The sequence below is a fragment of the Thermobifida halotolerans genome (assembly GCF_003574835.2).
Classification (GTDB): Bacteria; Actinomycetota; Actinomycetes; order Streptosporangiales; family Streptosporangiaceae; genus Thermobifida; species Thermobifida halotolerans.
In genome coordinates, this window is sequence record NZ_CP063196.1 from 2,374,086 (window position 1) to 2,395,243 (window position 21,158).

Consider the following 21,158-nt stretch of genomic DNA (forward strand, 5'->3'; position numbering starts at 1 on the left):
TTTCTCTCGCCTAAAAGCGGCTATATTGTAGAGCAAGCCAGCCATTGCAATAGAAGCCAGAAGAGTTGAAACCAGAAAGGCAAGAAACTTTGTAGCCACACCACTAAAATATTCATCAAGCAGCGGTTCAGAAATATCCCGAGAATAGTAGAAAGAGAAACAGAAAAACAAAAACCACAGCACTATGAGTAATTTTCTCATTTTTCTCCAGCCTGGGGTGTCGACTTCCAGGCAAGCCGACACCCCCTCTTTGCACATGAAAGGGACGTCTCGCCACGCGTGCCTCCCACCAAATCCCCAATGGTGGATGACATTGGACCGGCGATGCGCTCCAGGCCTATACCTAAATGGAAGATGCAAAGCCTCCCCGAAGGCAATATTGGGACCCACCTTTCCCAAAAGGGACGCAATCCATCTTCCGGCCCCCCTAAAATCATTGCCGACGCACCGGCCGTAGCAGCTTCTACAGCGTAGCTACCAAAAGTTTTCTCCCCTGGAGAGATAGTGGTTCACTGCATTCACCCCTGCACCGATCGCTCCCACGACAATCAAGCCACCCAGGCCAGCACATATTCCGGCAGTAGCAGCGAGGCACGCTGTAATCGCAATTCCAGAAACGATACCGACTCCGATTTTCGCCCAATCTTTCCAGGTCATTCCAGAGACGTGGTCGGTTACCGAGTTCCAAGAATCTCTTACCGAGTTCCCTGCGGACTGCCACCAACTCTGCCCACTTCTTGCGTTGCTGACCGCTTCTTCTCCGGGGTTCCTAGAGGGACCGGAGTAGGGGTTCCTCTGCTGTACCGCGGCATAACTGCTTCCCTTGGCCGAAACAGACATGGAGGGCGCACCGTAGTACCGGCCACGTAGGCCTCCAGCCAGGTGCAGGCGGTATCCGGTGTCAAGGGGGCGTCGCGTTCGCGTTTGGCGGCGGCCGCGGCCGCTCCCGGTGTCGGATCGGTCCACCCCCCGGTGGGGGTGCGAGTGTTGGTGAACAACACCTCCCCCGCCCGGTTGGTGATGTCCAGGCGTTGTATGTGGGGACTGTCCTCCAGGGCCTGAAGCGTGGCCGGGACCATCCGATAGGAGATCTCGTGCGCCTCTGCCGGGGTCCAGCGGGCCGCTGTTTCCGGGGCCTTCAAGAAACGGTCCACGGTGGACAGCAGGCTTGTGCGCTCGGGGACGGCCAGTCCGATCGCCTCCACCCGGTAGCCCGCCTCCTTGAACCTTTGCGCGGTCTGCACGATCATGAGCGGATTGCGGAAGGTTCCTTCCAGCAGGACGCTGTAGCGCTCCTGGAGGGCGTACTCCAGTGACCGTTTCACCCACTCCCCGGAGGCTTGGGCGGTGGCGTCGGGCATGGCCAGGATGTCCGTGCGCACGATCTCGCGATAGCGGGGGTGGAAGGGCCTCAGGTCGTCGCCGATGATCGGGACGAGACGATCGGGGTGGCGTTCCTTGACACTCTCGACGGCGCGGCTCTTGCCCGCCCCGGGTTGTCCTCCAAGAAGCACCAGCACCGGATCGTCCGGGGTGGCGGAGTACTCTCCGAAGACGAAGTCGCGGACACTGCGTCTGGGCCGTTCGAAGAAGTAGTCGAGTCGTTCGTGGCTGAGGGCGTATTCTTCGGGCACCGTCAACGTTCCAGTTCTTCCAGTTCGCGGACCCAGCGGCGGGTGTGTTCGCGGATGGCCTCACGGTCGTTGTGATCAACGCTGCGGCGTTCATTGCGCAGGGCCATGATCCTGCTGCTCCAGTACTCCTCTTCCTCGGGGGTCTTGGCGGCCCTGCCCAACTCGATGTAGCGGCCGGTGAGCGCGGTCGCGGTGTCGCAGAGGACGTCGTACAGAACGTTGATGTCGTCGGTGCTCAACGGAACCTCCGAAGGGGTCGTGTTCGTGTTCTGGTCGGCTTCACGGCGTTGACCGACCGTTACTGCTGCTCCTCGTCTCGGTGATCTCACCTCGTGTCGTCTCGGGGGTCAAGGGCGGGGCTGAGAATGGTTTCGTCGACGATCAGTCGACCACGCGCCGGGTGCCCCAGTAGCGGGCTCCTCCGCCCATGTAGTAGCCGCCCCGGTCGGCCTTCAAATCGATGATCTCGATGTCGCGTCGCGAGTTGGGGGCGTGGATCATCTGCCGGTTGCCCAGGTACATGCCGACGTGGGTCGGGGGAGCGCCGGGGGCGCCTTCGGAGGCGAAGTAGATGAGGTCTCCTGGTTGCAGGGCGGCCAGGTCCTGGTCGGTCAGTGCGGAGCCGCGGCCGTTGACCGGTTCGATGGCCAGCAGGTCGTCCTGCGCGAACTGCGTCGTGGTGGTGCGCGTCAGGGACACCCCGGCGGCGGCGTAGGCCTGCTGGACCAGGGAGGAGCAGTCGCAGTTGTGGTACCTGTCCTTCGCGGTGGGGTCGCCGCGCGGGCCCTCGATGGTTTTCAGGGGGTCCATGCACTGGCCGCCCCACACGTACGGCGATCCCACGTGCTGGGTGGCCCAGGCGATCGCCGTAGCGGCGGCTCCTGAGGCGCCCGCGCCGTAGCCTCCAGCCGTCGCCACGGGAATGGCGTCGTACTTACAGTGTCGACTGACCGTAATGTGAGAACGGCAGGATGCGATCCATGACCGAGAACTCGTCCTCTTCACTGTGGGACGTGGGGCGGTCGCAGGACTCCTTCAGAAGTCAGAGAAGGGCCTCCCACGATGCCGTGCTGATTCCTGCCGCCCCCGAACACCTCGGCCATGCGCTTCTCGTCCGGGACCTGCTGCAGGCGGTGGGAGAGGACATCCCCCTGACGCTGTACGTCGCCCAGGCACGCAGATTGGACGACGATCCCCACGTCCAGCAGGTGGTGGTGGCCCCCTCGACCGTGCGTGGACTGGTCGACGCCTCCGCGGTGATCTCCCGGTGGCCGCACACGCTGGCGCGTCCGGTGCTGCTGGTGGTGCGCGACGCCCCGCTGCCCCCACCGCCGACCGTGGTGCGGCACACCCACGCCCTGGCCGAGCGGGTGGAATGGACGCTGGAGGTTCCCTACCTGCCCGGCCTGCGCATGGTCTATGAGCCCGCCGAGGCACTGCGGGGCAGGGGCCGAAACGTCGCTCGGGCGCGCCGGACGCTGACCCGGATCCGCCAGATCCTGTGCACCGCGACGTACCTCGCCGCGCACTCCCCCCGCCCGGAGTCGGTGCCCTCTCTGGTTCTGGACACCTCCTCCTCCCCGCTCACCAGCGCGTGAGCCGACACGGAAGACCCCACCATGGAACCGCTCTTGCTGCTGACGGACGCTGCCCTGTTCCTGGCGGACACGACCGAGTCCCCGGCCCCGGGAGGCAACTATCCGGACTGGGACTCCCCGGCGGTCGCGCCGCCCGGCCTGGACGAGTACGCCACCACCTGGATCGGATGGGCCTACTGGATCGCCGCGCTCGTGGCGTTCTTCGGACTGGTCGCCTCGGGGATCATGCTGATGGTCGGCAAGTTGGCGTCCCGGTCGGCGACATCCGCTGACGGCCTGCGCCACGCGGTCTCGGTGATCTTCGGCGCCTGCCTGGTGGTCATGGCCACCTCCATCGTCGCCGGACTGTTCGCGACCTGATGTCCACACCCGCACAGATCGCCGCCCGGGCCGCACGCACCCGCCGCCGTCTTCTCCTGGCCGCCGCCGCGTTCCTGGTCGTGCTGGCCCTGGTCGTCGGCTGGCTGCTGGGCCGGGCCGGCACCGCGCAGACTCCGACGGCGTCTTCGAGCCCGCAGGCCAGCCCGGCCCCCTCCGCCACAGCGGACACCTTCGTGCCCCTGGCCGGAGAGAACCTGGCTCTGGGCCAGTACCAGGTGAACTATCCCCGCACCCCCGAAGGCGCCGTCTCGGCGGCCATCGCCGCCGTCCAGGCACTCTCGACCAATGACGCCCAGGCCCTGGCGGAGGCCATCGGCGTCTACCACGGCGGTGAGATCACCACCGAGGAGGTCAAGCAGTACATCCTGCCCCTTCGTGCCCATGAGATCGACTGGAACCGGCCCGACGGAACCACCTTCGATGAGGAATCCTTTCCCGCGGCGGGCTCCTATTTCTACATCACTCCCATCGGAGTGTGGTGGGAAGAGACCGACTCCTCCACGGTACGCGTGCAGATTCTGGCCACCGAGGAGATCAGCGACGGCAAGGGACTGGTGTTCAAGCGGCGCTACATCCACGGCCGCCTGATGCGCTGGAACCCCACGCTCCGCTCCGGCGACTGGGTGGTCGAGGAGAACCAGGACCCCTCCTCGGAGGACTTCTACGTGTACGAAGAGGAGAACTACACTCTGGACAACCCCGCATGGACGCCGATCTCCTTCCCTGAATGGGACGACAGCGAATGAAGCGCGCCTGGATCGTTGTTGTCTGCACGGTTCTCGCGGTGCTGATGACCGCGTCGTCGGCCGCCGCCGACGCCTTCGACCCGCACTCGCCAGAAGAACTGCGCGACCACGGATGGGCTGAACACACCGCAGATCTAGAGAACAGGCTCGGGTGGGAGACCGGTGAGCAGGCCACCATCTTCTGCAAGACAAAGACAGAAGTGACCGAGGACGACAACTGAGGTTAAATTTGTGGGGTTACGGCTCAAGGGTGAGTCCGGCTCCGGCGAGGAATCCATCAATCAGGGCGGGCCGGCACCGCACCGGTGCGAGCCGACGGGCGACCAGTTCGGCAAGCTCGTCGATGTGGGCAACCGCCAGGTTGCCCAGACCGCGTTTGAGGACCGCCCCCACACCCTCGACCGGGTTGAGTCCGGGTGAGTGAGCGGGCAGACGCACCACGCTGAGCCGGTCCCGACCACACAGGCGGCGGCGCATCGCCGCGCTGGTGTGCCGGTTGAGGTTGTCCCAGACCAGCACGACCGAGCCGCCCAACCGTCGATGCGCGGCATCGAGCAGTGCGATGGAGTCGGCCTCGGTGAAGGAGGCGTTCTCCCCGGACTTCTGGTGTTCCACGCGGGTGCGGGAGAACAGCCGGGACACACAGCCGCCGCGGTGGCAGGCCGGGGCGGCGGTGACCCGCCCCTGCTGTGCCGGCGCAGCACTCACCGGAGTGTGTCCGCGTCTGCTCCACGTCCGTGCCCCGGGCGGCCCTGAGCCCCTTGCCCGGACTCGTCCTCGACGACGATCCAGGCGCCCAGGTCGCCCGCAGTCTTTTGACCACCGGCCAGTCCCGGCACCCCCAGTCGGTGATCGCACTCTCGTCGCGCTGAACCGCCCGCGCCCGGTGCCCGGGCCCCAACAGCGTCGACCAGCAAATCAGAGAGGGGTTTAAAAAGTTCGACAGCATTAGAGGGGATTATTACGAGGAAGGAAATATTGCAGTCGACGCCAGGGGGAGTATATCGAAAGATGTCGCCATCCAAGGACTGGAGGGGCGAGTCGGTCGATACATCAAGGCGAACGATGAAAGGATTGGGTTTATTGGACAGATAGACATCTACACCCAGGATGGATCAAAGATAACCTACAAGAATAAAGAGATATACGAAAACGGAAACATTGTTCGATACTGGGATGGAGAAAGATGGCAAACTCCGTAAAGGTCTACACCCGAACTGGTCAGGGGATCGGGCGCGTCTCCTATCTGTTGGCGACGGTTCTGGGATCCAGACTCTGCAGTGTTTCCACCAAGTCTGCGTTCTTTAGATCGAATCTCGAATCGCTGACCGGGATCCCCGGGGATCTTGACGTGCTTCTGGGGCCGACAGATCTTCTGGAATTCGGAGATCCGGGCACACTGGAGGAGACGGCACTGGAAAGATTCGAGTACGAGATTTCCCTGGAGTTCAGGGGGGTGATCGAAGAGAGAACTGAGGAGTTTCTGAGGAGCCTCGGGAGTCTTGTATTTCCGAAGATGACCGAAACGAACCTCGCCATGGTCTATGCCGGAGACGGCGACACTGTGTACGATCTTTTCGTTCCCGGACGGGGCATACGCAGCATCTCTCCCCCCGCTGATATCTACGACGAGGCTTTTCGTCAGAAAATCACCTCGGTGTTGACTGAGTATCAAGAAGACCTGGGCAAACCGACTGGAACTCTCGACGGAAACTGTCGAATCTACGCTGCAGGGAGAAGAGTGGTCCTCGAACCCGTCACTCGAGGAGGAACCGAATCCACAGGGTCACCTCTGGTTGGCTTTATGGCAGAACACGTTGACGAGGCCATCGTCGGCCAGTTGGCCACCGCTATCCTCGAACGATCTGCAGTCGTCCAAGCCCCCGCGTCTATTCCTTTCGAGGACGTCATCCTGTCTTTTCTGCAGGTAACCAGGGAACAGTTTGTGGACAGAGTCTCCTGTTTCTTGATCCAGGCGACCGACCAGGAAATGAAAATCACTTCACAAATACTTCGTCTCGGCGAGGAGGGATTGTTCGCTCCGAAATCCGGATCTCCCCATAAACTGCTCTATCGGAGCCCGACTCCCGACACCGAGACAGAACTCGGGGAAGTGGTTCGGAAGATCCTTCTCCGGCAGGCTCCGAAGACACCCTGATGGACTTCACGCGGACGAACATTTCCATCCCAGAGGAGAGGAACTTGCTGCTCGGCCTGCTTCATCCTGGATCACCCAGTTTCCAGCAATTTTTCTACGACTACGACAACGAGGCAGAATCCGCTTTCTCCCCGATTGGCACCAGATAGGTCTAGGACATGAAGCACTTTCCGCACGGAGAGGAATACATCCCGGACTGGCTGTGTAAGAAATTCTGAGAGGGTGTCTAAAAAGGGTTACTTTGGTAGCTGGCTCAGGCGGCGTAGCAGAGTGGGGCTCATCGCGAGGTAGAGAACGTTCTCCGAAACCGAGGCCAGATACTCGTAGTCCTTGGCCGTGCGGCGGTAGCGGTCCAGCCACGCGAAGGTCCGTTCCACCACCCAGCGGCGGGGCACCACCGCGGCGGAAGCAGCCGCCGGGCACCTCCTGCGCCCACCCGACAGGCCAGCACGTTGCTGATCTCGCGGCGGCCACGAAACCGCGGGGCGCCCCCAGGTCTTGACCCGGGAAACCGGTACAGCGATCACCCTTCCGCGTCCAGCGGAGCGGCGGGACTAGCACGTCGTCGGGCCGTCACGGCTCCGCCACCCACCCCAGGACATTCCAGCCACCCTTTCAGAGCGGCCGGACTGGAGGAGAAGGAGCGGACGGCCCGCGAACTGCGGCACAGTTTTTGTCAGCCTGCTGTCGGACCGCGGCGTTCCGATCGAGGCGATCAGTCTGCTGGCCGACCACGACGGCACCACACCACCGAGCGGGTCACCGGCATCGGTCGCGGCCGGTGCGCCGCTCAGCGGTGCAGGCGATGGATCAGATCCTGGGAAAGAGGATGACGAGAGACACATCCGAAGGGGTGGAGTGGCGCTGAACGCCGCGACTCCACCAGACGCACAGAACGGGCTTCCCGAAGCTGGGAAACCCGTTCTGACCTGCGTCGGGACGGCGGGATTTGAACCCACGACCCCTTGACCCCCAGTCAAGTGCGCTGCCAAACTGCGCTACGTCCCGGTGCCAGCGGCCCTTGCGCCCGCCAACGGGTTCAACCTTAGCGCATCACACGGCATGGTCGTGACAGTTTTCGCGCCCCTGAAGGGGGCACGCACTCGGGACGTCGGAAGCGGTGCGGGAGGGCAACGACGGGACGCCCGGGCGGAACGCGGATGACCACGCCAGCCCTGCACACGTCCCGCAGAACCGCGGACCTATGTGTTCCGTGGAGTCGGATTCCTGGACTCTGGTACCACCTGACCAGAGGAGGGCATCGTGGGACGCCGCGGATACCCGACCGAGCTCCGGCGCAAGGTCCTGGACCTGGTCGAGACTGGTCGCGGACGTGGCACGCGATCTGGACATCAGCACCGAAACCGTCGACACCCGGCGCCGCCAGGACCGCATCGGCTGCGGCCTGACGCCCGGAGAAGCCACGCGGGCCGAACCGGAGCGCCGCCGCTGGCGGGCCGGGCGGTTGTGGCCGGGACTGCTTCTCCGGACCGGTCGGAACTCCGTTGACCGTGCTGCGCCAGTACATCGAGGACCGTCAGCGCCCGCTCCGGCAGCCGGGCGGGATATTCACAACTTGATTCACCTCCGGCCCGAAGGCCGGAGCATCCTCGGACGCCACCGGTGGGGACCGACCACGCCCGGAGCCGGGCCCTCTGGCCTCGAGCGCACCAGATCCCGTGGAGACCTGCCGGTCGCGTTCCACGAGACGGCTGCCGGATGCCCGTATCCGCTGCCCGCGCACCATGCTGGGACGGATTTCGGTCACTCAAAACCGCGCGATGGGATCTGACCGATCGTAGGAATCCGTCGACGTATATCCGGGAGGTCAGGCGGAGTGCGCCCTGCGGGATGCGGGTCTTAGGTCCGGCCACAGTTGCTGCGGTCTCATCCGGTCCTCGCGCAGATGTCGGAGGTTGATGCGGCGTCGGCGTCGAAGGCCCGCACCGTGACGGTGCCTGTGCGCCGAGTGCCCGTCCGCGCCGCGCTCACTCTGTTCCGCACACCGGGTGGGGGCAAAGACCCTGCCGTCCACAACGACCAGGAACTCGCCCAGCTCGCGCAGCTCATCCAGGGCCTGGTGCGAGTCGGGACCTGGGCGGCGAGCACGTGGATGCCTTCGCGCACATAGCGACAGGCGGTGGCCGGATTGGCGGCGTGGCCGCGGGCCGAAGTGTGGATGCGGCTGCCGTCGTGGAAGTGGCGCAGGACCAAGACCGCCTGGCGGAACGAAGTCAGTGCCTGGGAACAGCGCGGAGTACCGATGGTGCGGCGGTGGGCGGCCAACAGGCGGGCCAGGTGGCCGAGCACGGCAGAACAGGGAACCACCGTGAAGCCTCTGGCGCAGTGGACGCGGTCTTGTGGTGAGAACAGTCCTACCAGGAGTTCCACGGCTGTTGACAGCCAGGGACTCCCGGGGCTCGAGGGACCATCCCCACGTGCGTGGGGCTCATGGGGCACCCGCCTCCCCTGCGCAGCTCTGAATCGGTCCATCCCCACGTGCGTGGGGCTCACCTCCTCCCGGAGGACCCGGAGGCGGTGAACAACGGTCCATCCCCACGTGCGTGGGGCTCACCTTGCTGATGAAGTGGTTGTGGATGCTGAGGCCTTCACGGTTGTACTCCGGATCGTAGATCCGGTAGTTGCCGAAGGGCACGTTGCCCACGGCCGCGTCGAACTCCCCTTCGGGGATGAAGGTGTCTCCGAAGGACTCGTGCAGCACCTGGGCGTCGGGGTACAGGTAGAAGGCGATGGCCTCGGTGGTGGCGTCCAGCTCCACCCCCACCATGTGCACCGACACCGGGGTGTCTTGCGGAGCAAACCCGATGAAGTTGCCCGATCCGCAGCCCGGCTCCAAGACGTTGCCGCCCGCGAAGCCGAGTTCGCGCAGGCCCTGCCACATCGCCTGCACCAGTGAGGCGTCGGTGTAGTGGGCGTTGAGGGTGGTGCGGCGCGCAGCCGCGTAGTCGGCCACGCTCAGCAGGGAACGCAGCTCGGCGCGTTCGGCCACGAACTCCTCGTTGCGGGGGTCGAAGACCTGGGGGACTGCTCCCCAGCCCGACCAGCGGGCCAAGACCCGCTGTTCGTCCGCGGTGGGCGGGGTCTGCCGGGACTGCAGGACGCGCAGCAGACCCAGCGCGTCTAGGTTGGCACGCACCCGCTCCTTGGCCCCCTCGGGGGCCAAGGCGTGCTGTCCGGTGGGGCGAAACCGCGGCCTACTCAGGCTCTGGGACCCATCCCCAACTCCCGGGCCAGCCAGTCGCGGCTGTCCTCCATCTGGCTGCTGCTCGGTGCTGTCAGCTTCTCCTCGGCCTCCGGTTCGTCCTCCTCGCTCTCCCAGTCCTCTTCCACTGCCGAGCCGAACAGTTCCTCCAGCTTCTCCCTCACCACCTGGGAGGCTGCCTGCTGGCGTGCCCAGTTCAGCCGCGCCACCTTCTCCAGATGCGTCTCCTGCTCCGGATCCGGGCCCGCCAGCCTGGGCCACCGTTCGGTGATCTCCTCCTCGACATCCTCCCCCAATCGGGTCAGGTAGGCCTCCGGGTCGGACATCTGCTCGATCTCGCCCGGCCGTACCCTGCGCCAGGTCTCCTCGATGATCCGGGCGTACTCGTTCATCAGCGGTCTCCTCCTCGAAGGCGTCGAAATCCAGGCTGGTCTGCTCTGCCTCGGTCCATCCCCATGTGCGTGGGGCTCACGACGGCCAGCTCGTGCGCACCTGGCTGCCGGACGGTCCATCCCCACGTGCGTGGGGCTCACGGACCGCTGACGATCGGTGTGGACGTGGCGCGCGGTCCATCCCCACGTGCGTGGGGCTCACCGGTCGCGGGCTTGTGGGAGGTGTCCGCGGTTCGGTCCATCCCCACGTGCGTGGGGCTCACAGGTACACAGTGCAACCCACAGTTTGGCACAGCGGTCCATCCCCACGTGCGTGGGGCTCACGACCAGTCTTTGAACGCGAAACCGTCGTCAAACGGTCCATCCCCACGTGCGTGGGGCTCACAGTTGGCGCTCGGTGGTCACATGGTCGCCGGGCGGTCCATCCCCACGTGCGTGGGGCTCACCGCGCGCCACCACAAGCGGCACAACCTGAAGGCGGTCCATCCCCACGTGCGTGGGGCTCACTCCGCCAGCATGGCCGCCCGCGCCCTAGCCCCCGGTCCATCCCCACGTGCGTGGGGCTCACCTCTACGACAAGGACTCCATGTGGGGCGGGTTCGGTCCATCCCCACGTGCGTGGGGCTCACGCGGCGGGTCACGTCCCCGGAAGGCGAGCCGCCGGTCCATCCCCACGTGCGTGGGGCTCACAGCTCCAGCGCGATCACAGGGAACTGCTTCGTCGGTCCATCCCCACGTGCGTGGGGCTCACCGACCCGCCACCCTGGCGGCGACCCGTCACCCCGGTCCATCCCCACGTGCGTGGGGCTCACCACCGAGCCGCATCAACCGAGTGATCCGCCACCGGTCCATCCCCACGTGCGTGGGGCTCACCTCGCCTGGTACGTCACCATGACCGGCGCCGACGGTCCATCCCCACGTGCGTGGGGCTCACCACCCTGCTGGGACGGATGTCCACAACAATTCCGGTCCATCCCCACGTGCGTGGGGCTCACAGGCAGGGGCGAGAGTCCACAGAGTCGGAGATCGGTCCATCCCCACGTGCGTGGGGCTCACCTCGCCTCCGGGGTCCGCTACGTATGGCAGGCAGGTCCATCCCCACGTGCGTGGGGCTCACACGATAAAAGCCGTCTGCTTGCTGCTAGCTGGCGGTCCATCCCCACGTGCGTGGGGCTCACCCAAGGGGCAGCATGCGCCGGGTGACCTGGTGTGGTCCATCCCCACGTGCGTGGGGCTCACAGAAGCTGACCTGCGGTTTTGCGGGGCGTTATCTCCGCGTTATCCGCCCCGCGAGCAAACTCCAACCGCAGGAGCATTCTAGACCAATTCCACGCAAGCACCCCGTGCGTACCAGAGCGACGGCCGTGACCGATCGAGGAAGCGAACGCGAACCCCTGACCACTCCCCACCTCACGACACATCCCCACCCCGGAGCATGCACCGAAAGCGGTCAGACCCACACCGGTCACACGGCCGGGACAACCACGACCCAGCAAACCTCCCGGGACCCGCCACAGCGACCACGATCACCCCGACCGCCACACCGACACGGACCCGACCACTTCGACACCAACCCCTAGGGCAGCGACTCGACCAACTCCGCCACGCTCTTGCGCCTACCGGTGTAGAACGGAACCTCCAGACGGGTGTGACAACGGGCCTCCGCACCACGCAACTCACGCATCAGGTCGACGATACGGTGCAATTGCTCGGCCTCGAAGGCGAGCAGCCACTCGTAGTCGCTCAGAGCGAACGTGGACACCGTGTTGGCGCGCACGTCCGGGAAAGGAGCCGCCATCCGGCCGTGCTCAGCGAGCATCTGGCGGTCCTCTCCGCGCGGTCCCCGGGCACTGCCTCGGTGGCCCGGCGGCGTGCTTGCGAGCCGTGATCACCGCCGCGGTCGGCGCACTAGGATCGACCCGTGCTTGCAGAGATCACCCTCACCCGCTACGTCACTCCCCTGCGTGAGGGCGGTTCGCTTCCGGCCGTGGTCGAGGCGGACGACCTGGGGACCTACGTCATCAAGTTCGTGGGAGCGGGCCAGGGCCGCAAGTCCCTCGTCGCCGAGGTCGTCTCCGGCGAACTGGCCCGACGCCTGGACCTGCCCGTCCCCGACCTCGCGCTCATCCACCTCGACCCCCTCGTCGCCCGCGCCGAGCCCGACCCCGAGATCCAGGAACTGCTGCGCGCCAGCGCCGGGCTCAACCTCGCCATGGACTACCTGCCCGGCTCCATCGGCTACGACCCGGCCGTCCACTCCCTCGCCCCGGAACTGGCCGGGCGCGTCCTGTGGTTCGACGCCTTCACCACCAACGTCGACCGCACCTGGCGCAACCCCAACCTGCTGCTGTGGCACGGCCGCCCCTACCTCATCGACCACGGGGCCAGCCTGATCTTCCACCACAACTGGCCGGGGGCGGGCAGCGCCGCCGCCCGCCCCTACAGCGCCGCCGACCACGTCCTGGCCACCGCGCACCCCGACCTGGTCGCCGCCGACGCCGCGCTCGCCCCCCGCATCACCCGCGAGCTCCTCACCGAGGTCACCGCGCTCGTTCCCGACCGGTGGCTCGCCGACGAGCCCGGGTTCGACTCCCCCGACGAGGTGCGCGCCGCCTACGTCCGCCACCTGCTGGCCCGTGCCGCCGACCGTTCCTGGCTTCCGGAGACCACCCGATGACCCGCGTCCCCTACGAGTACGCCCTGCTGCGCGTCGTTCCCGACCTGCGACGCGGCGAGACCATGAACGCGGGAGTCGTCCTGTACTGCCAGTCCCGCCGTTTCCTGGCCGCGCGTGTCCACCTCGATTCCCGCCGCCTGCGCGCGCTGGCGGCCGACGCCGACACCGACGCCGTGCGCGCCGCGCTGCGCGCCGTCGAGGCCGTCTGCGCCGCCGCGCCCGGGGCCGGGCCGGCCGGGGCCGAGGACGCGGGCCGCCGGTTCCGCTGGCTGACCGCTCCCCGCAGCACCGTCGTGCAGCCCGGCCCCGTGCACACCGGTCTCACCCTCGACCCGGAAGCCGAGACCGACCGCCTGCTGGACCTGCTGGTGCGCTGAGCCGCCGCGCGGCCGTCAGTCGCAGGGACAGCAGCAGCAGTCGGCGTCGCACGAGCAGCAGCGGTCGCCGCAGTGCAGGCAGGTCCGGCAGCTCTCGCACCCCGGCGAGCAGGCGTCGCACGCGTCGCACACCGCCGAGCAGCACGACTGGCGGGGGCCGCCCTGCCACGGTCCGGGGAAGGGGTTTCGGCAGCACACCTGTCCGGTGCACAGCATGAACACCGCCACCCCGCAGCCCGCGAGGAGGCCGCGGCGCCGCGGCGGGTACTCGGTCTCGGGGGTGGTGCAGCACCAGGTGCCCTGGTCGGCGTGGCGTCCCCCGTCGTGTCCGGTCCCCTCGTGCGGGTCGTCGCCGTGCTCGCCGGGGCGGGTGTGCGGGTGGGGGCCGCCGGGGTGGTGGGCCGCGCAGCGCGCGTGCTCTGTTTCGTGTCCCGCCGCCGCGAACACCCGCCGCACCGATCTGCGCAGTTCGTGCACCAGCAGGGCGTGGACCAGGCGGCTGTCGGTGAACTCGGCCTCCGCCAGGGCCAGTCGCACTCCCAGCACCGCGTCGTCGCACAGCCCGCGTACCCGGGTGATGTCCGTTCCCGTGGCGGAGATGGGGTTCCACGCCCCCGACTCCCGGTCGGCTTCCAGGTCCTCCACCGCGTCCAGCAGGTGCGCCACCCGGCCGAACAGCCGTCCCGCCTCGCGCAGCGGGGCCTCGTTGCCGGGGCGTGCGGCCAGCAGCGCGGTGTGGGCGAACGCCTCGGCCGTCGCCTCCTCGGTCGGCGCGGTGACGGCCAGCAGGTCCGCGCCGGGTCCGGTCCGGGCCTCCACCTCGGCCTGCCGTTCCACCACCGCCATGAGCGCACCCGCGTCGAATCCCAGTCGCCGCCCGGTGTCCTGGGCGCCCGCCGCCCAGCGTGCGGCGACCCGCCGCGCCACGCCGCGCACCGGCCGCCGCCCGTACATGCCGTCGCCGTCCGCGAGGTGGTCGCTGACCTTGGCGGAGGCCAGCAGCAGCGACACCGACGCCGCCAGCCGGGCCCCCGCGCCCTCGGCGACCTCGGCCCGGCGCATTCCCCGCAGCGGGCACGGCCCCGCGATCCGGGTGCCTCCTTCCGTCCTGGTCTGGGCGGCCACCAGGACCGAGATCACCAGTCCGTCGTAGTTGGTGGCCACCCGCGCCGCCTGGCCGTGCTCGTCGCGCAGTGCCAGGCACAGGCCGCACAGGTGGGACAGCCACTGGGCGGCCAGGTCGCCGGGCAGGGAGTGCCGACACGGCCGCAGGATTCCGAACACCCGATCCGTCGCTTTCATCAGGAGAAATGTGATGAGCATTATGATGCCGGGCTCCCCGCCGCGGTTCCCGAGGTGAGCCCCCGACCGACCGGCGACCGTCCGTTCCCCGCCGCCCCCTTTACAGGACGGTTGTTTCATAAGATGCTGAAACTACTAGCCACGACAGAAAGCATCGGCCATGGCGGTCTCCGACTCCCCCGACCGAGCCGAGGTGCTGGAGTGGGTCGAACGGGTCTCGGCGTTCCTCGCGCCGGACGGCGTTCCGCCGATCGCGGGCCGCGTCCTGGGCTGGCTGATGGTCTGCGACCCACCGGAGCAGTCCGCCGCGCAGATCGGCGAGGCGATCGGCGCGAGCCGGGCCTCGCTGACCACGAACCTGCGGATGCTGATGACCATGGGGTTCGTGACCCGGCGCACCCGCCCCGGGCAGCGCACCGCCCACTACCGCCTCGACCCCGGCGCCTGGCACACGGTCGTCCAGCGGCAGGTCGCCTCGATCCGCTCCTACCTGGAGGTCACCGAGGACGGCCTGAACCTCGTCGGCCCCGACAGCGAACGCGCCGCGCGCATCCGCGAGGCCCACGAGGTCTTCTCCTGGATGGCGCGGGTGTTCGCCGACGCACCCCCGCCCCCACCCCCCGGAAGGAAGCGTTGAGCATGGCGCACGGAGCCGACCGGACCGCTCTGGGACCGATGGTCATCGCAGCGGTCGACCAGCACGAACCGCGCCCCCTGGTCCACGACGGCCTGGCCGCCCGGTTCCTGCCGCCGGGGGTCAGGGCGCTGGTGGCGGCCGCCCGGTGGGGGCGCGTCCGCCGGACGCTGGTCGCCGCCACCGAACGCAAGGTCCCCGGCCTGTGGGCGAGCGTGCTGTGCCGCAAACGCTACGCCGACGACCAGCTGCTCGCCGCCGTGGAGCGCGGGGCCGACTCCGTGGTGGTCCTGGGGGCGGGCCTGGACACCAGGGCCTACCGGCTCCCCGCCGGGGCGCGGGTCGCCGTCTGGGAGGTCGACCTGCCCGCCAACATCGACCGCAAGCGGGCCGCGCTGCGCAGGGTGTACGGGCGGGTGCCCGACCACGTCACCCTGGTGCCGGCCGACTTCGAGACCCGGGGCCTGGGCGACGTGCTCGCCGCCCACGGCCACCGCGTCGAGGAGCACCGCACCTGCTTCGTGTGGGAGGCGGTCACCCAGTACCTGACCGAGGAGGGGGTCCGCGCGACCCTGGACGTCCTCTCCGCGGCGCGCCCCGGCAGCCGACTGGTGTTCACCTACGTCCGCGAGGACTTCCTCACCGGGCGCGACCTCCACGGGGGCGGGGCCGCCCACGAGGAGTACGTCGTCGAACGCCGGCTGTGGCGCTTCGGCGCGGCCCCCGAGCGGGTCGCCTCCCTGCTCGCCGAGCACGGCTGGCGCGAGGTCGAGCAGATGGGGGCGCGGGAGTTCACCGACCGCTACCTCGCCCCCGCGGGCCGCGACCTGCCGGTCTCCGAGATCGAACGGTCCGTCTTCGCCGAGAGGGGCTGAGCCGAGGCCGGGGGCGGACAGCCCGCCCCGGCTCGCCATACTGGGTGCCGCACGCGAACGACGAGGGACGGGGGGCGGGCCGTGCTGGTGGTGCACGCGGTCTGGGCCGACGACGCGCTCACCCTGTGGGCCGAGGACTCCACCGGCTGCGCCGTCACCGCCTCGCGCGCCGCCGCGGCGGCGCACCCCTACGCGGCCGACGCCGAGACCCTGCGCGCCGCCCTGGCCGCGGCGGCCGGGGAGGATCCCGTCGCCAAGGCCGAGTCCGGGGAACTGGAGGTGTGCCTGCCCAGCACCGCACGGCACCCGCTGCCCTCCCCCGCGCTGCCGCCCCCTCCCGGCACGGTCGCCGCGCGCCCCCGCGCGCTGCGGCGCTGGCGGGTGGACGCCCTGGTCGTCCGCGCGGGCGCCTGCGCCCTGCTGGCCGCGCTGCGCGGGACCGCCTCTGCCGACCTGGCGCTCGGCGCGGACCTGGCCCACCTGACCGCGGTGCACGCCTTCGCCGAGCACCTGGTCGCCCACGCCCGCCTGGCCCCGCTCGTCGTCGGCGAGGAGCCGTGCGCCCGCTGGCGGCCCCTGCTGACCGGCGCCGACGCCGCGCACTTCGCCGACCTGGCCGCCGCCCTGCCCCCGGCCGCCTACGCCCACCTCGACCCCGCCGCGCCCCCCGACGCCGCCGCCCTGGTCCACGCCGTACTGGCCGCGCTGGTCGACGAGACCGCGCGCACCGCGCTCGCCGCCGACCCGCCGGCGGACGCGGCCCCGTGGACGGCCGCGCTCGTCGGCGACGAGGCGCGCGCCCGCCACCTCGACCCCGCGCTCGCCGACCGGCTGCGCGAGTCGTTCGACGCCGCCCACCGCACCACCCGCCCCCGGCTGCTGCTGCGCCTGGCCGAACCCGATCCGGAGGAGGCCGAGGACGCCTGGCGCCTGGAGTTGTGGGTGCAGTCGGCCGTCGACCCCAGCCTGCGGCTGCCGCTGCGCGACCTGTGGCGCGGCGAGGGCGGCGCCTGGCTCGGACCCGACGCCGAGACGGCGGCGCTGCGCGCACTCGACCGCGCCGCCCGCGTCTTCCCCCCGCTCACCCGCGCCCTGGAGATGCTGGCCCCCGACACGGTCCCCCTCACCCTGCGCGAGGCCCACGCCTTCGTCCGCGCCGCCGCGCCCCGCCTGGACGCGGCGGGCGTCACCGTGCTGCTGCCCGCCTGGAGCGAGCGGGCGGCACTCGGTCTGAGGCTGACCGTCCGCGACCGCCCCCCGGCGGGCCGCGGCGGCGTGGGCGCCGACGACCTGGTCGACTTCTCCCTGGAGGCCGCGCTCGGCGGCCAGCGGGTCGACCTCGACGCCCTCGCCGAACTGGCCCGCCTCAAGCAGCCCCTGGTGCGGCTGCGCGGCCGGTGGACGATGGTCGACCCGGCCGCGCTGCGCCAGACCCTGGAGTTCCTGCGCCGCCGGGGCCGCGGCCGGATGCGCCGCTCCCAGGCACTGGCGCTGGCGCTGTCCCCCGCGCCCGAGACTCCCGCCCCGATCGAGTCGGCCGACGCCGACGGCGCGCTGGGCGCGCTGCTCAGGGGCGACTCCGAGCACCGCCTCACCCCGCTCGCCACCCCGCCCGGCTTCCACGGCGAACTGCGCCCCTACCAGCGCAGGGGCGCGGCCTGGCTGCGTTTCCTCGGCGACCTCGGGCTCGGCGCGATCCTCGCCGACGACATGGGACTGGGCAAGACCGTGCAACTGCTGGCGCTGCTCGCCGACGAGCGCGCCCGCGGAACCGCCGGGCCGACCCTGATGGTCTGCCCCGTCTCCCTCACCGGCAACTGGCTGCGCGAGGCCGCCCGGTTCACCCCCGGTTTGCGGGTGCGCCTGCACCACGGCCCCGACCGCCCCCACGGCAACGACCTGGCCCGGCTGCTCGGGCGGACCGACCTGCTGGTGACCACCTACGGGGTGGTCTCCCGCGACGCCGACGAACTGGCCGCCATCCCGTGGCGGCGGGTGGTCTGCGACGAGGCGCAGGCGATCAAGAACAGCGGAACCCGCCAGGCCCGCGCGGTCCGCGGTCTGCGGGCCGAGACCCGGATCGCGCTGACCGGCACCCCGGTCGAGAACAACCTGGGCGAACTGTGGTCGATCATGGAGTTCGCCAACCCCGGCCTGCTGGGCCCGGCCGCGCGGTTCGACCGCGCCGCCGGGGCGGGCGACGACGGCGGGCGGGCCGCCGCCCTGCTGCGCCGCCGCACCGGCCCGTTCGTCCTGCGCCGCCTCAAGACCGACCGCGCGATCATCTCCGACCTGCCCGACAAGCAGGAGATGCGCACCTGGTGCACGCTCACCCCCGAACAGGCGTCGCTGTACCGGGCGGCGGTGGACGAGATGACCGAACGGCTCGACGACACCGACGGCATCCAGCGCAGGGGCCTGGTGCTGGCGACGCTGTCCCGGCTCAAGCAGATCTGCAACCACCCGGCGCAGTTCCTCGGCGACGGCTCGCCGCTGGCGGGGCGCTCCGGCAAACTGGAGCGGCTGGAACACCTGCTGGCCGAGGCGCTCGCCGCGGGCGACAAGGCGCTGTGCTTCACCCAGTACACCGCGTTCGGGGACCGGCTCGCCCCCCATCTCGCCGAGGTGCTGGGACGCGAGGTGCTGTGGCTGCACGGCGGCACGCCGCGGCCCCGCCGCGAGGAGATGATGCGCCGTTTCCAGGAGTCGCCGGAGCCGATGGTGTTCCTGCTGTCGCTGAAGGCCGCGGGCACCGGGCTGAATCTCACCGCCGCCAACCACGTGGTCCACGTGGACCGGTGGTGGAACCCGGCGGTGGAGAACCAGGCCACCGACCGCGCGTTTCGCATCGGGCAGCGGCGCGACGTGCAGGTGCGCAAGCTGGTGTGCGTGGGAACGGTGGAGGAGCGGGTGGACGAGCTGATCGAACGCAAAAAGGCGCTCGCCGAGAGCGCGGTGGGCGCCGGGGAGGAGTGGCTGACCGAACTGTCGGTGGCCGAACTGCGCGAGGTGGTGCGCCTGGCCCCCGAGGCGGTGGCCGGGTGAGCGGGCGGTACTGGTCGCACCTGCTGCGCGCGGCGCTGGACGCGAACGCCTGCGGCGGGGCGCCGCCCGCCGCGGGCACGGTGGTGGACCTGCGGGTCGCTTCCGGGGAGGTGCTGGCCCGTGTCGCGGTCGGGGGCCGGGTGCACCGGGTGAGTCTGATCCTTTCCGTCCTGGAGCCGCCGCAGTGGGACACGGTGGCGGCGGCGCTCGGCGGCCAGCCGCTGTTTCGCGCCCGGCTGCTCGCCGGCCGCCTGCCCGCCGAGGTGGCGCGGGTCTTCGACGTGCTGGGGCTGCCGCTGCTGCCGCGCGGACCCGCGGAACCGGTGGTGACCTGCTCGTGTCCGGAGTGGGGCGGGGTGTGCGGGCACGCGGCGGCGGTGCTGGACGCCCTGGCCGGGCGGGTGGACGCCGACCCGTTCCTGCTGACGGCGTGGCGGGGGTGCGACCGCGGCGCGCTGCTGGCGGCGGTGCGCGCGCACGCCCGCGCCGGGCGGGAGGCGGTCGGCGACGCCGACGCCGCGCCGCCGGTGCGGGTGGCGGCCCGCCCCCTGCCCGAGGACCCCGACGAGTTCTGGCGCGCCCCCGCGCTGCCCGCACCGCCCGCCCGCGCCGAACCGCCCCCGCCGCTGCCCGCCGACGGCCCCCTGGCGGCGCTGGCCCCGCTGTACGAGCGCCTGCGCCGCGGATGACCCCCGCACCCCGGGGCCGGTGCCGCACCCGGGTCGGGGCCGCTCGAAGCCCCGGCGCCGGTCGCGCCGCGCGGGTGCCGCCGGCGTCGGGGTATCCTCCACGGCGGCGCCGTGCGCGTGTGCCGGGCCCACCCGCCGACGGCACGGAGGGAGGGCGGCGTCCCGACAAGTCCGCCACGACCGAGGGGAACGCCATCCATGAACCCGTGGACCACCCGGACCGCGCACCGGGCCTGGCTGGACGCCGAGGCCCGGCGCCTGCTGGGCTTCGTCTCCGCCGCCACCCACCCCGAGCACGGCTTCGCCTGGCTGGACGCCGACGGCACGCCGGTGCCCGAGCAGGGCACGCAGACCTGGATCACCTGCCGCGTCACCCACGTGGCCGCGCTGGCGCACCTGGAGGGCGTCCCCGGCGCGGGAGCGCTCGCCGACCACGGGGTGCGGGCGCTGTCGGGCCCCGCGCGCGACCGCGACCACGACGGCTGGTTCGCCGCACTGGACGCCGACGGCACGCCCTCCTCACCGCGCAAGGAGGCCTACCAGCACGCGTTCGTGCTGCTGGCCGCCTCCAGCGCGGCGCTCGCCGGACGCCCGGGGGCGCGGGAACTGCTCGACGCGGCGGTCGACGTCGTCGAACGGCGCTTCTGGGACGAGGCGGCGGGCCGCTGCCGGGAGAGCTGGGAGCGGGACTGGAGCGCCGACGAGCCCTACCGGGGCGCCAACAGCAACATGCACCTGGTGGAGGCGTTCCTCGCCGTCGGCGACGCCACCGGTGAGCGGGTGTGGGCCGACCGGGCGCTGCGCATGGCCCGCTTCTTCGTCCACGAGGTGGCCGCCGCACGCGACTGGCGGCTGCCCGAGCACTTCACCGCCGACTGGCGGGTGGTGGCCGACTACAACACCGGCGACCGCGCCCACCCGTTCCGCCCCTACGGGGTGACGGTGGGCCACGTCCTGGAGTGGGCCCGCCTGCTGGTGCACCTGGAGGCGGCGCTGCCGGACGCCCCGGGGTGGCTGCTGGCCGACGCCGAGGCGATGTTCGCCGCCGCGGTGGAGCGCGGCTGGTCGGTGGACGGCTCCGAGGGCTTCGTCTACACCCTGGACTTCGACGACGCCCCCGTGGTGCGCGCCCGCATGCACTGGGTGGCGGCCGAGGCGGTCTCCGCGGCGGCCGTGCTGGGCCGGCGCACCGGCGACGAACGCTACGAGCACTGGTACCGGGTGTGGTGGGACCACGCCGCCGCGCACTTCGTGGACACCGCGCGCGGCAGTTGGCACCACGAACTGGACCCGTCGCTGCGGCCCCCGGCGGGCGGCACCTGGAGCGGCAAACCGGACGTGTACCACGCCTACCAGGCGACCCGCCTGCCGCTGCTGCCGCTCGCCCCCAGCCTGGCCGGGGCACTGGCCGCAGACGGCTGAGAACG

General features: G+C 70.0%; 20 protein-coding genes, 1 tRNA gene, 1 pseudogene and 1 CRISPR repeat array. Of the genes and pseudogenes, 12 read left to right on the plus strand and 10 right to left on the minus strand.

Translation table 11 applies throughout. The features are described from left to right. Nucleotides 1-695: 695 nt before the first annotated feature. The 3 genes from NI17_RS10625 to NI17_RS10635 all read right to left on the minus strand — a co-directional run bounded on the left by NI17_RS10625 (nucleotide 696) and on the right by NI17_RS10635 (nucleotide 2,552). The gene (locus NI17_RS10625; RefSeq protein ID WP_068694306.1) at nucleotides 696-1,634 is read right to left on the minus strand and encodes a zeta toxin family protein; all 939 of its coding nucleotides are present in this window, start codon (nucleotides 1,632-1,634) and stop codon (nucleotides 696-698) included. A 2-nt stretch (nucleotides 1,635-1,636) separates the two neighbouring features. Continuing rightward, on the minus strand, nucleotides 1,637-1,873 hold the full coding sequence (locus tag NI17_RS10630) for a hypothetical protein (protein ID WP_068694304.1): 237 nt from the start codon (nucleotides 1,871-1,873) through the stop codon (nucleotides 1,637-1,639). 142 nt (nucleotides 1,874-2,015) lie between these two features. Then, nucleotides 2,016-2,552 carry a C40 family peptidase gene (locus NI17_RS10635; protein ID WP_243597680.1) on the minus strand — a complete coding sequence of 179 codons (537 nt, stop codon included), beginning with the start codon at nucleotides 2,550-2,552 and terminating at the stop codon, nucleotides 2,016-2,018. 62 nt (nucleotides 2,553-2,614) lie between these two features. Between NI17_RS10635 and NI17_RS10640 the strand changes: the two genes are divergently transcribed. From NI17_RS10640 to NI17_RS10655, 4 genes are read left to right on the plus strand one after another with little or no spacing between them, the layout of a single operon-like run. Next, nucleotides 2,615-3,232, plus strand: a complete 618-nt coding sequence (locus NI17_RS10640; RefSeq protein ID WP_147416987.1) for a hypothetical protein — start codon at nucleotides 2,615-2,617, stop codon at nucleotides 3,230-3,232. Between the two features lie 21 nt (nucleotides 3,233-3,253). Then, nucleotides 3,254-3,592, plus strand: coding sequence for a hypothetical protein (locus tag NI17_RS10645; RefSeq protein ID WP_119268108.1), 339 nt, complete (start codon nucleotides 3,254-3,256; stop codon nucleotides 3,590-3,592). Then, a complete protein-coding gene (locus NI17_RS10650) occupies nucleotides 3,592-4,359 on the plus strand; it encodes a hypothetical protein (RefSeq protein ID WP_119268071.1) in 768 nt (255 codons plus the stop codon). Before NI17_RS10645 ends, NI17_RS10650 begins: the two co-directional genes overlap by 1 nt. Continuing rightward, nucleotides 4,356-4,580: a hypothetical protein gene (locus NI17_RS10655; RefSeq protein ID WP_119268070.1), complete on the plus strand. Its 225-nt coding sequence runs from the start codon at nucleotides 4,356-4,358 to the stop codon at nucleotides 4,578-4,580. The genes NI17_RS10650 and NI17_RS10655 overlap by 4 nt, the downstream gene beginning before the upstream one ends. A gap of 16 nt (nucleotides 4,581-4,596) precedes the next feature. Here the strand turns inward: NI17_RS10655 and NI17_RS10660 are convergent, their stop codons facing one another. Further along, nucleotides 4,597-5,217: a transposase gene (locus NI17_RS10660; protein ID WP_341721521.1), complete on the minus strand. Its 621-nt coding sequence runs from the start codon at nucleotides 5,215-5,217 to the stop codon at nucleotides 4,597-4,599. Nucleotides 5,218-5,545: 328 nt separating this feature from the next. On the opposite strand from NI17_RS10660, the gene NI17_RS10665 reads away from it, so the two are divergent. Next, on the plus strand, nucleotides 5,546-6,517 hold the full coding sequence (locus tag NI17_RS10665) for a hypothetical protein (RefSeq protein ID WP_147416966.1): 972 nt from the start codon (nucleotides 5,546-5,548) through the stop codon (nucleotides 6,515-6,517). A gap of 236 nt (nucleotides 6,518-6,753) precedes the next feature. Here the strand turns inward: NI17_RS10665 and NI17_RS10670 are convergent, their stop codons facing one another. The 5 genes and pseudogenes from NI17_RS10670 to NI17_RS10690 all read right to left on the minus strand — a co-directional run. After that, nucleotides 6,754-6,960: a transposase gene (locus tag NI17_RS10670; RefSeq protein WP_267887194.1), complete on the minus strand. Its 207-nt coding sequence runs from the start codon at nucleotides 6,958-6,960 to the stop codon at nucleotides 6,754-6,756. 491 nt (nucleotides 6,961-7,451) lie between these two features. Further along, nucleotides 7,452-7,525: transfer RNA gene (locus NI17_RS10675), tRNA-Pro, on the minus strand. A gap of 1,441 nt (nucleotides 7,526-8,966) precedes the next feature. Further along, nucleotides 8,967-9,674, minus strand: coding sequence for a class I SAM-dependent methyltransferase (locus NI17_RS10680; protein WP_119268068.1), 708 nt, complete (start codon nucleotides 9,672-9,674; stop codon nucleotides 8,967-8,969). Nucleotides 9,675-9,736: 62 nt separating this feature from the next. Beyond that, nucleotides 9,737-10,132: a hypothetical protein gene (locus tag NI17_RS10685; RefSeq protein ID WP_068690989.1), complete on the minus strand. Its 396-nt coding sequence runs from the start codon at nucleotides 10,130-10,132 to the stop codon at nucleotides 9,737-9,739. Between the two features lie 51 nt (nucleotides 10,133-10,183). Continuing rightward, a CRISPR array of direct repeats spans nucleotides 10,184-11,371; the repeat unit is 29 nt; unit sequence CGGTCCATCCCCACGTGCGTGGGGCTCAC. Between the two features lie 337 nt (nucleotides 11,372-11,708). Then, nucleotides 11,709-11,972: pseudogene (locus NI17_RS10690) on the minus strand (chlorite dismutase family protein); the annotation flags it as partial. 81 nt (nucleotides 11,973-12,053) lie between these two features. Here NI17_RS10690 and NI17_RS10695 point away from each other — a divergent pair. Beyond that, on the plus strand, nucleotides 12,054-12,809 hold the full coding sequence (locus tag NI17_RS10695; protein WP_068690987.1) for a HipA family kinase: 756 nt from the start codon (nucleotides 12,054-12,056) through the stop codon (nucleotides 12,807-12,809). After that, nucleotides 12,806-13,186 (plus strand): DUF3037 domain-containing protein, encoded by a 381-nt coding sequence (locus NI17_RS10700; RefSeq protein WP_068690984.1) that lies wholly within the window; start codon nucleotides 12,806-12,808, stop codon nucleotides 13,184-13,186. The genes NI17_RS10695 and NI17_RS10700 overlap by 4 nt, the downstream gene beginning before the upstream one ends. Before the next feature lie 15 nt (nucleotides 13,187-13,201). Here NI17_RS10700 and NI17_RS10705 read toward each other — a convergent pair whose 3' ends face one another. Further along, nucleotides 13,202-14,470 (minus strand): DUF5685 family protein, encoded by a 1,269-nt coding sequence (locus NI17_RS10705; protein ID WP_199860025.1) that lies wholly within the window; start codon nucleotides 14,468-14,470, stop codon nucleotides 13,202-13,204. 178 nt (nucleotides 14,471-14,648) lie between these two features. Between NI17_RS10705 and NI17_RS10710 the strand changes: the two genes are divergently transcribed. The 5 genes from NI17_RS10710 (at nucleotide 14,649) to NI17_RS10730 (ending at nucleotide 21,153) form a co-directional block, all read left to right on the plus strand. After that, nucleotides 14,649-15,125 carry a GbsR/MarR family transcriptional regulator gene (locus NI17_RS10710; RefSeq protein ID WP_068690982.1) on the plus strand — a complete coding sequence of 159 codons (477 nt, stop codon included), beginning with the start codon at nucleotides 14,649-14,651 and terminating at the stop codon, nucleotides 15,123-15,125. A 2-nt stretch (nucleotides 15,126-15,127) separates the two neighbouring features. Continuing rightward, nucleotides 15,128-15,997, plus strand: a complete 870-nt coding sequence (locus tag NI17_RS10715; protein WP_068690979.1) for an SAM-dependent methyltransferase — start codon at nucleotides 15,128-15,130, stop codon at nucleotides 15,995-15,997. Nucleotides 15,998-16,078: 81 nt separating this feature from the next. Further along, nucleotides 16,079-19,042, plus strand: coding sequence for a DEAD/DEAH box helicase (locus tag NI17_RS10720; RefSeq protein ID WP_243597681.1), 2,964 nt, complete (start codon nucleotides 16,079-16,081; stop codon nucleotides 19,040-19,042). Next, a complete protein-coding gene (locus NI17_RS10725) occupies nucleotides 19,039-19,731 on the plus strand; it encodes an SWIM zinc finger family protein (RefSeq protein WP_243597682.1) in 693 nt (230 codons plus the stop codon). The genes NI17_RS10720 and NI17_RS10725 overlap by 4 nt, the downstream gene beginning before the upstream one ends. A gap of 198 nt (nucleotides 19,732-19,929) precedes the next feature. Then, entirely contained in the window at nucleotides 19,930-21,153 is a 1,224-nt protein-coding gene (locus NI17_RS10730; protein ID WP_068690975.1) for an AGE family epimerase/isomerase, read from the plus strand. Nucleotides 21,154-21,158: the final 5 nt, after the last annotated feature.

Coding starts and splice junctions, on each gene's coding strand:
- NI17_RS10710 (WP_068690982.1), top strand. CDS start 14,649: ATGGCGGTCTCCGACTCCCCCGACCGAGCCGAGGTGCTGGAGTGGGTC.
- NI17_RS10650 (WP_119268071.1), top strand. CDS start 3,592: ATGTCCACACCCGCACAGATCGCCGCCCGGGCCGCACGCACCCGCCGC.
- NI17_RS10640 (WP_147416987.1), top strand. CDS start 2,615: ATGACCGAGAACTCGTCCTCTTCACTGTGGGACGTGGGGCGGTCGCAG.
- NI17_RS10715 (WP_068690979.1), top strand. CDS start 15,128: ATGGCGCACGGAGCCGACCGGACCGCTCTGGGACCGATGGTCATCGCA.
- NI17_RS10700 (WP_068690984.1), top strand. CDS start 12,806: ATGACCCGCGTCCCCTACGAGTACGCCCTGCTGCGCGTCGTTCCCGAC.
- NI17_RS10655 (WP_119268070.1), top strand. CDS start 4,356: ATGAAGCGCGCCTGGATCGTTGTTGTCTGCACGGTTCTCGCGGTGCTG.
- NI17_RS10730 (WP_068690975.1), top strand. CDS start 19,930: ATGAACCCGTGGACCACCCGGACCGCGCACCGGGCCTGGCTGGACGCC.
- NI17_RS10665 (WP_147416966.1), top strand. CDS start 5,546: ATGGCAAACTCCGTAAAGGTCTACACCCGAACTGGTCAGGGGATCGGG.
- NI17_RS10645 (WP_119268108.1), top strand. CDS start 3,254: ATGGAACCGCTCTTGCTGCTGACGGACGCTGCCCTGTTCCTGGCGGAC.
- NI17_RS10685 (WP_068690989.1), bottom strand. CDS start 10,132: ATGAACGAGTACGCCCGGATCATCGAGGAGACCTGGCGCAGGGTACGG.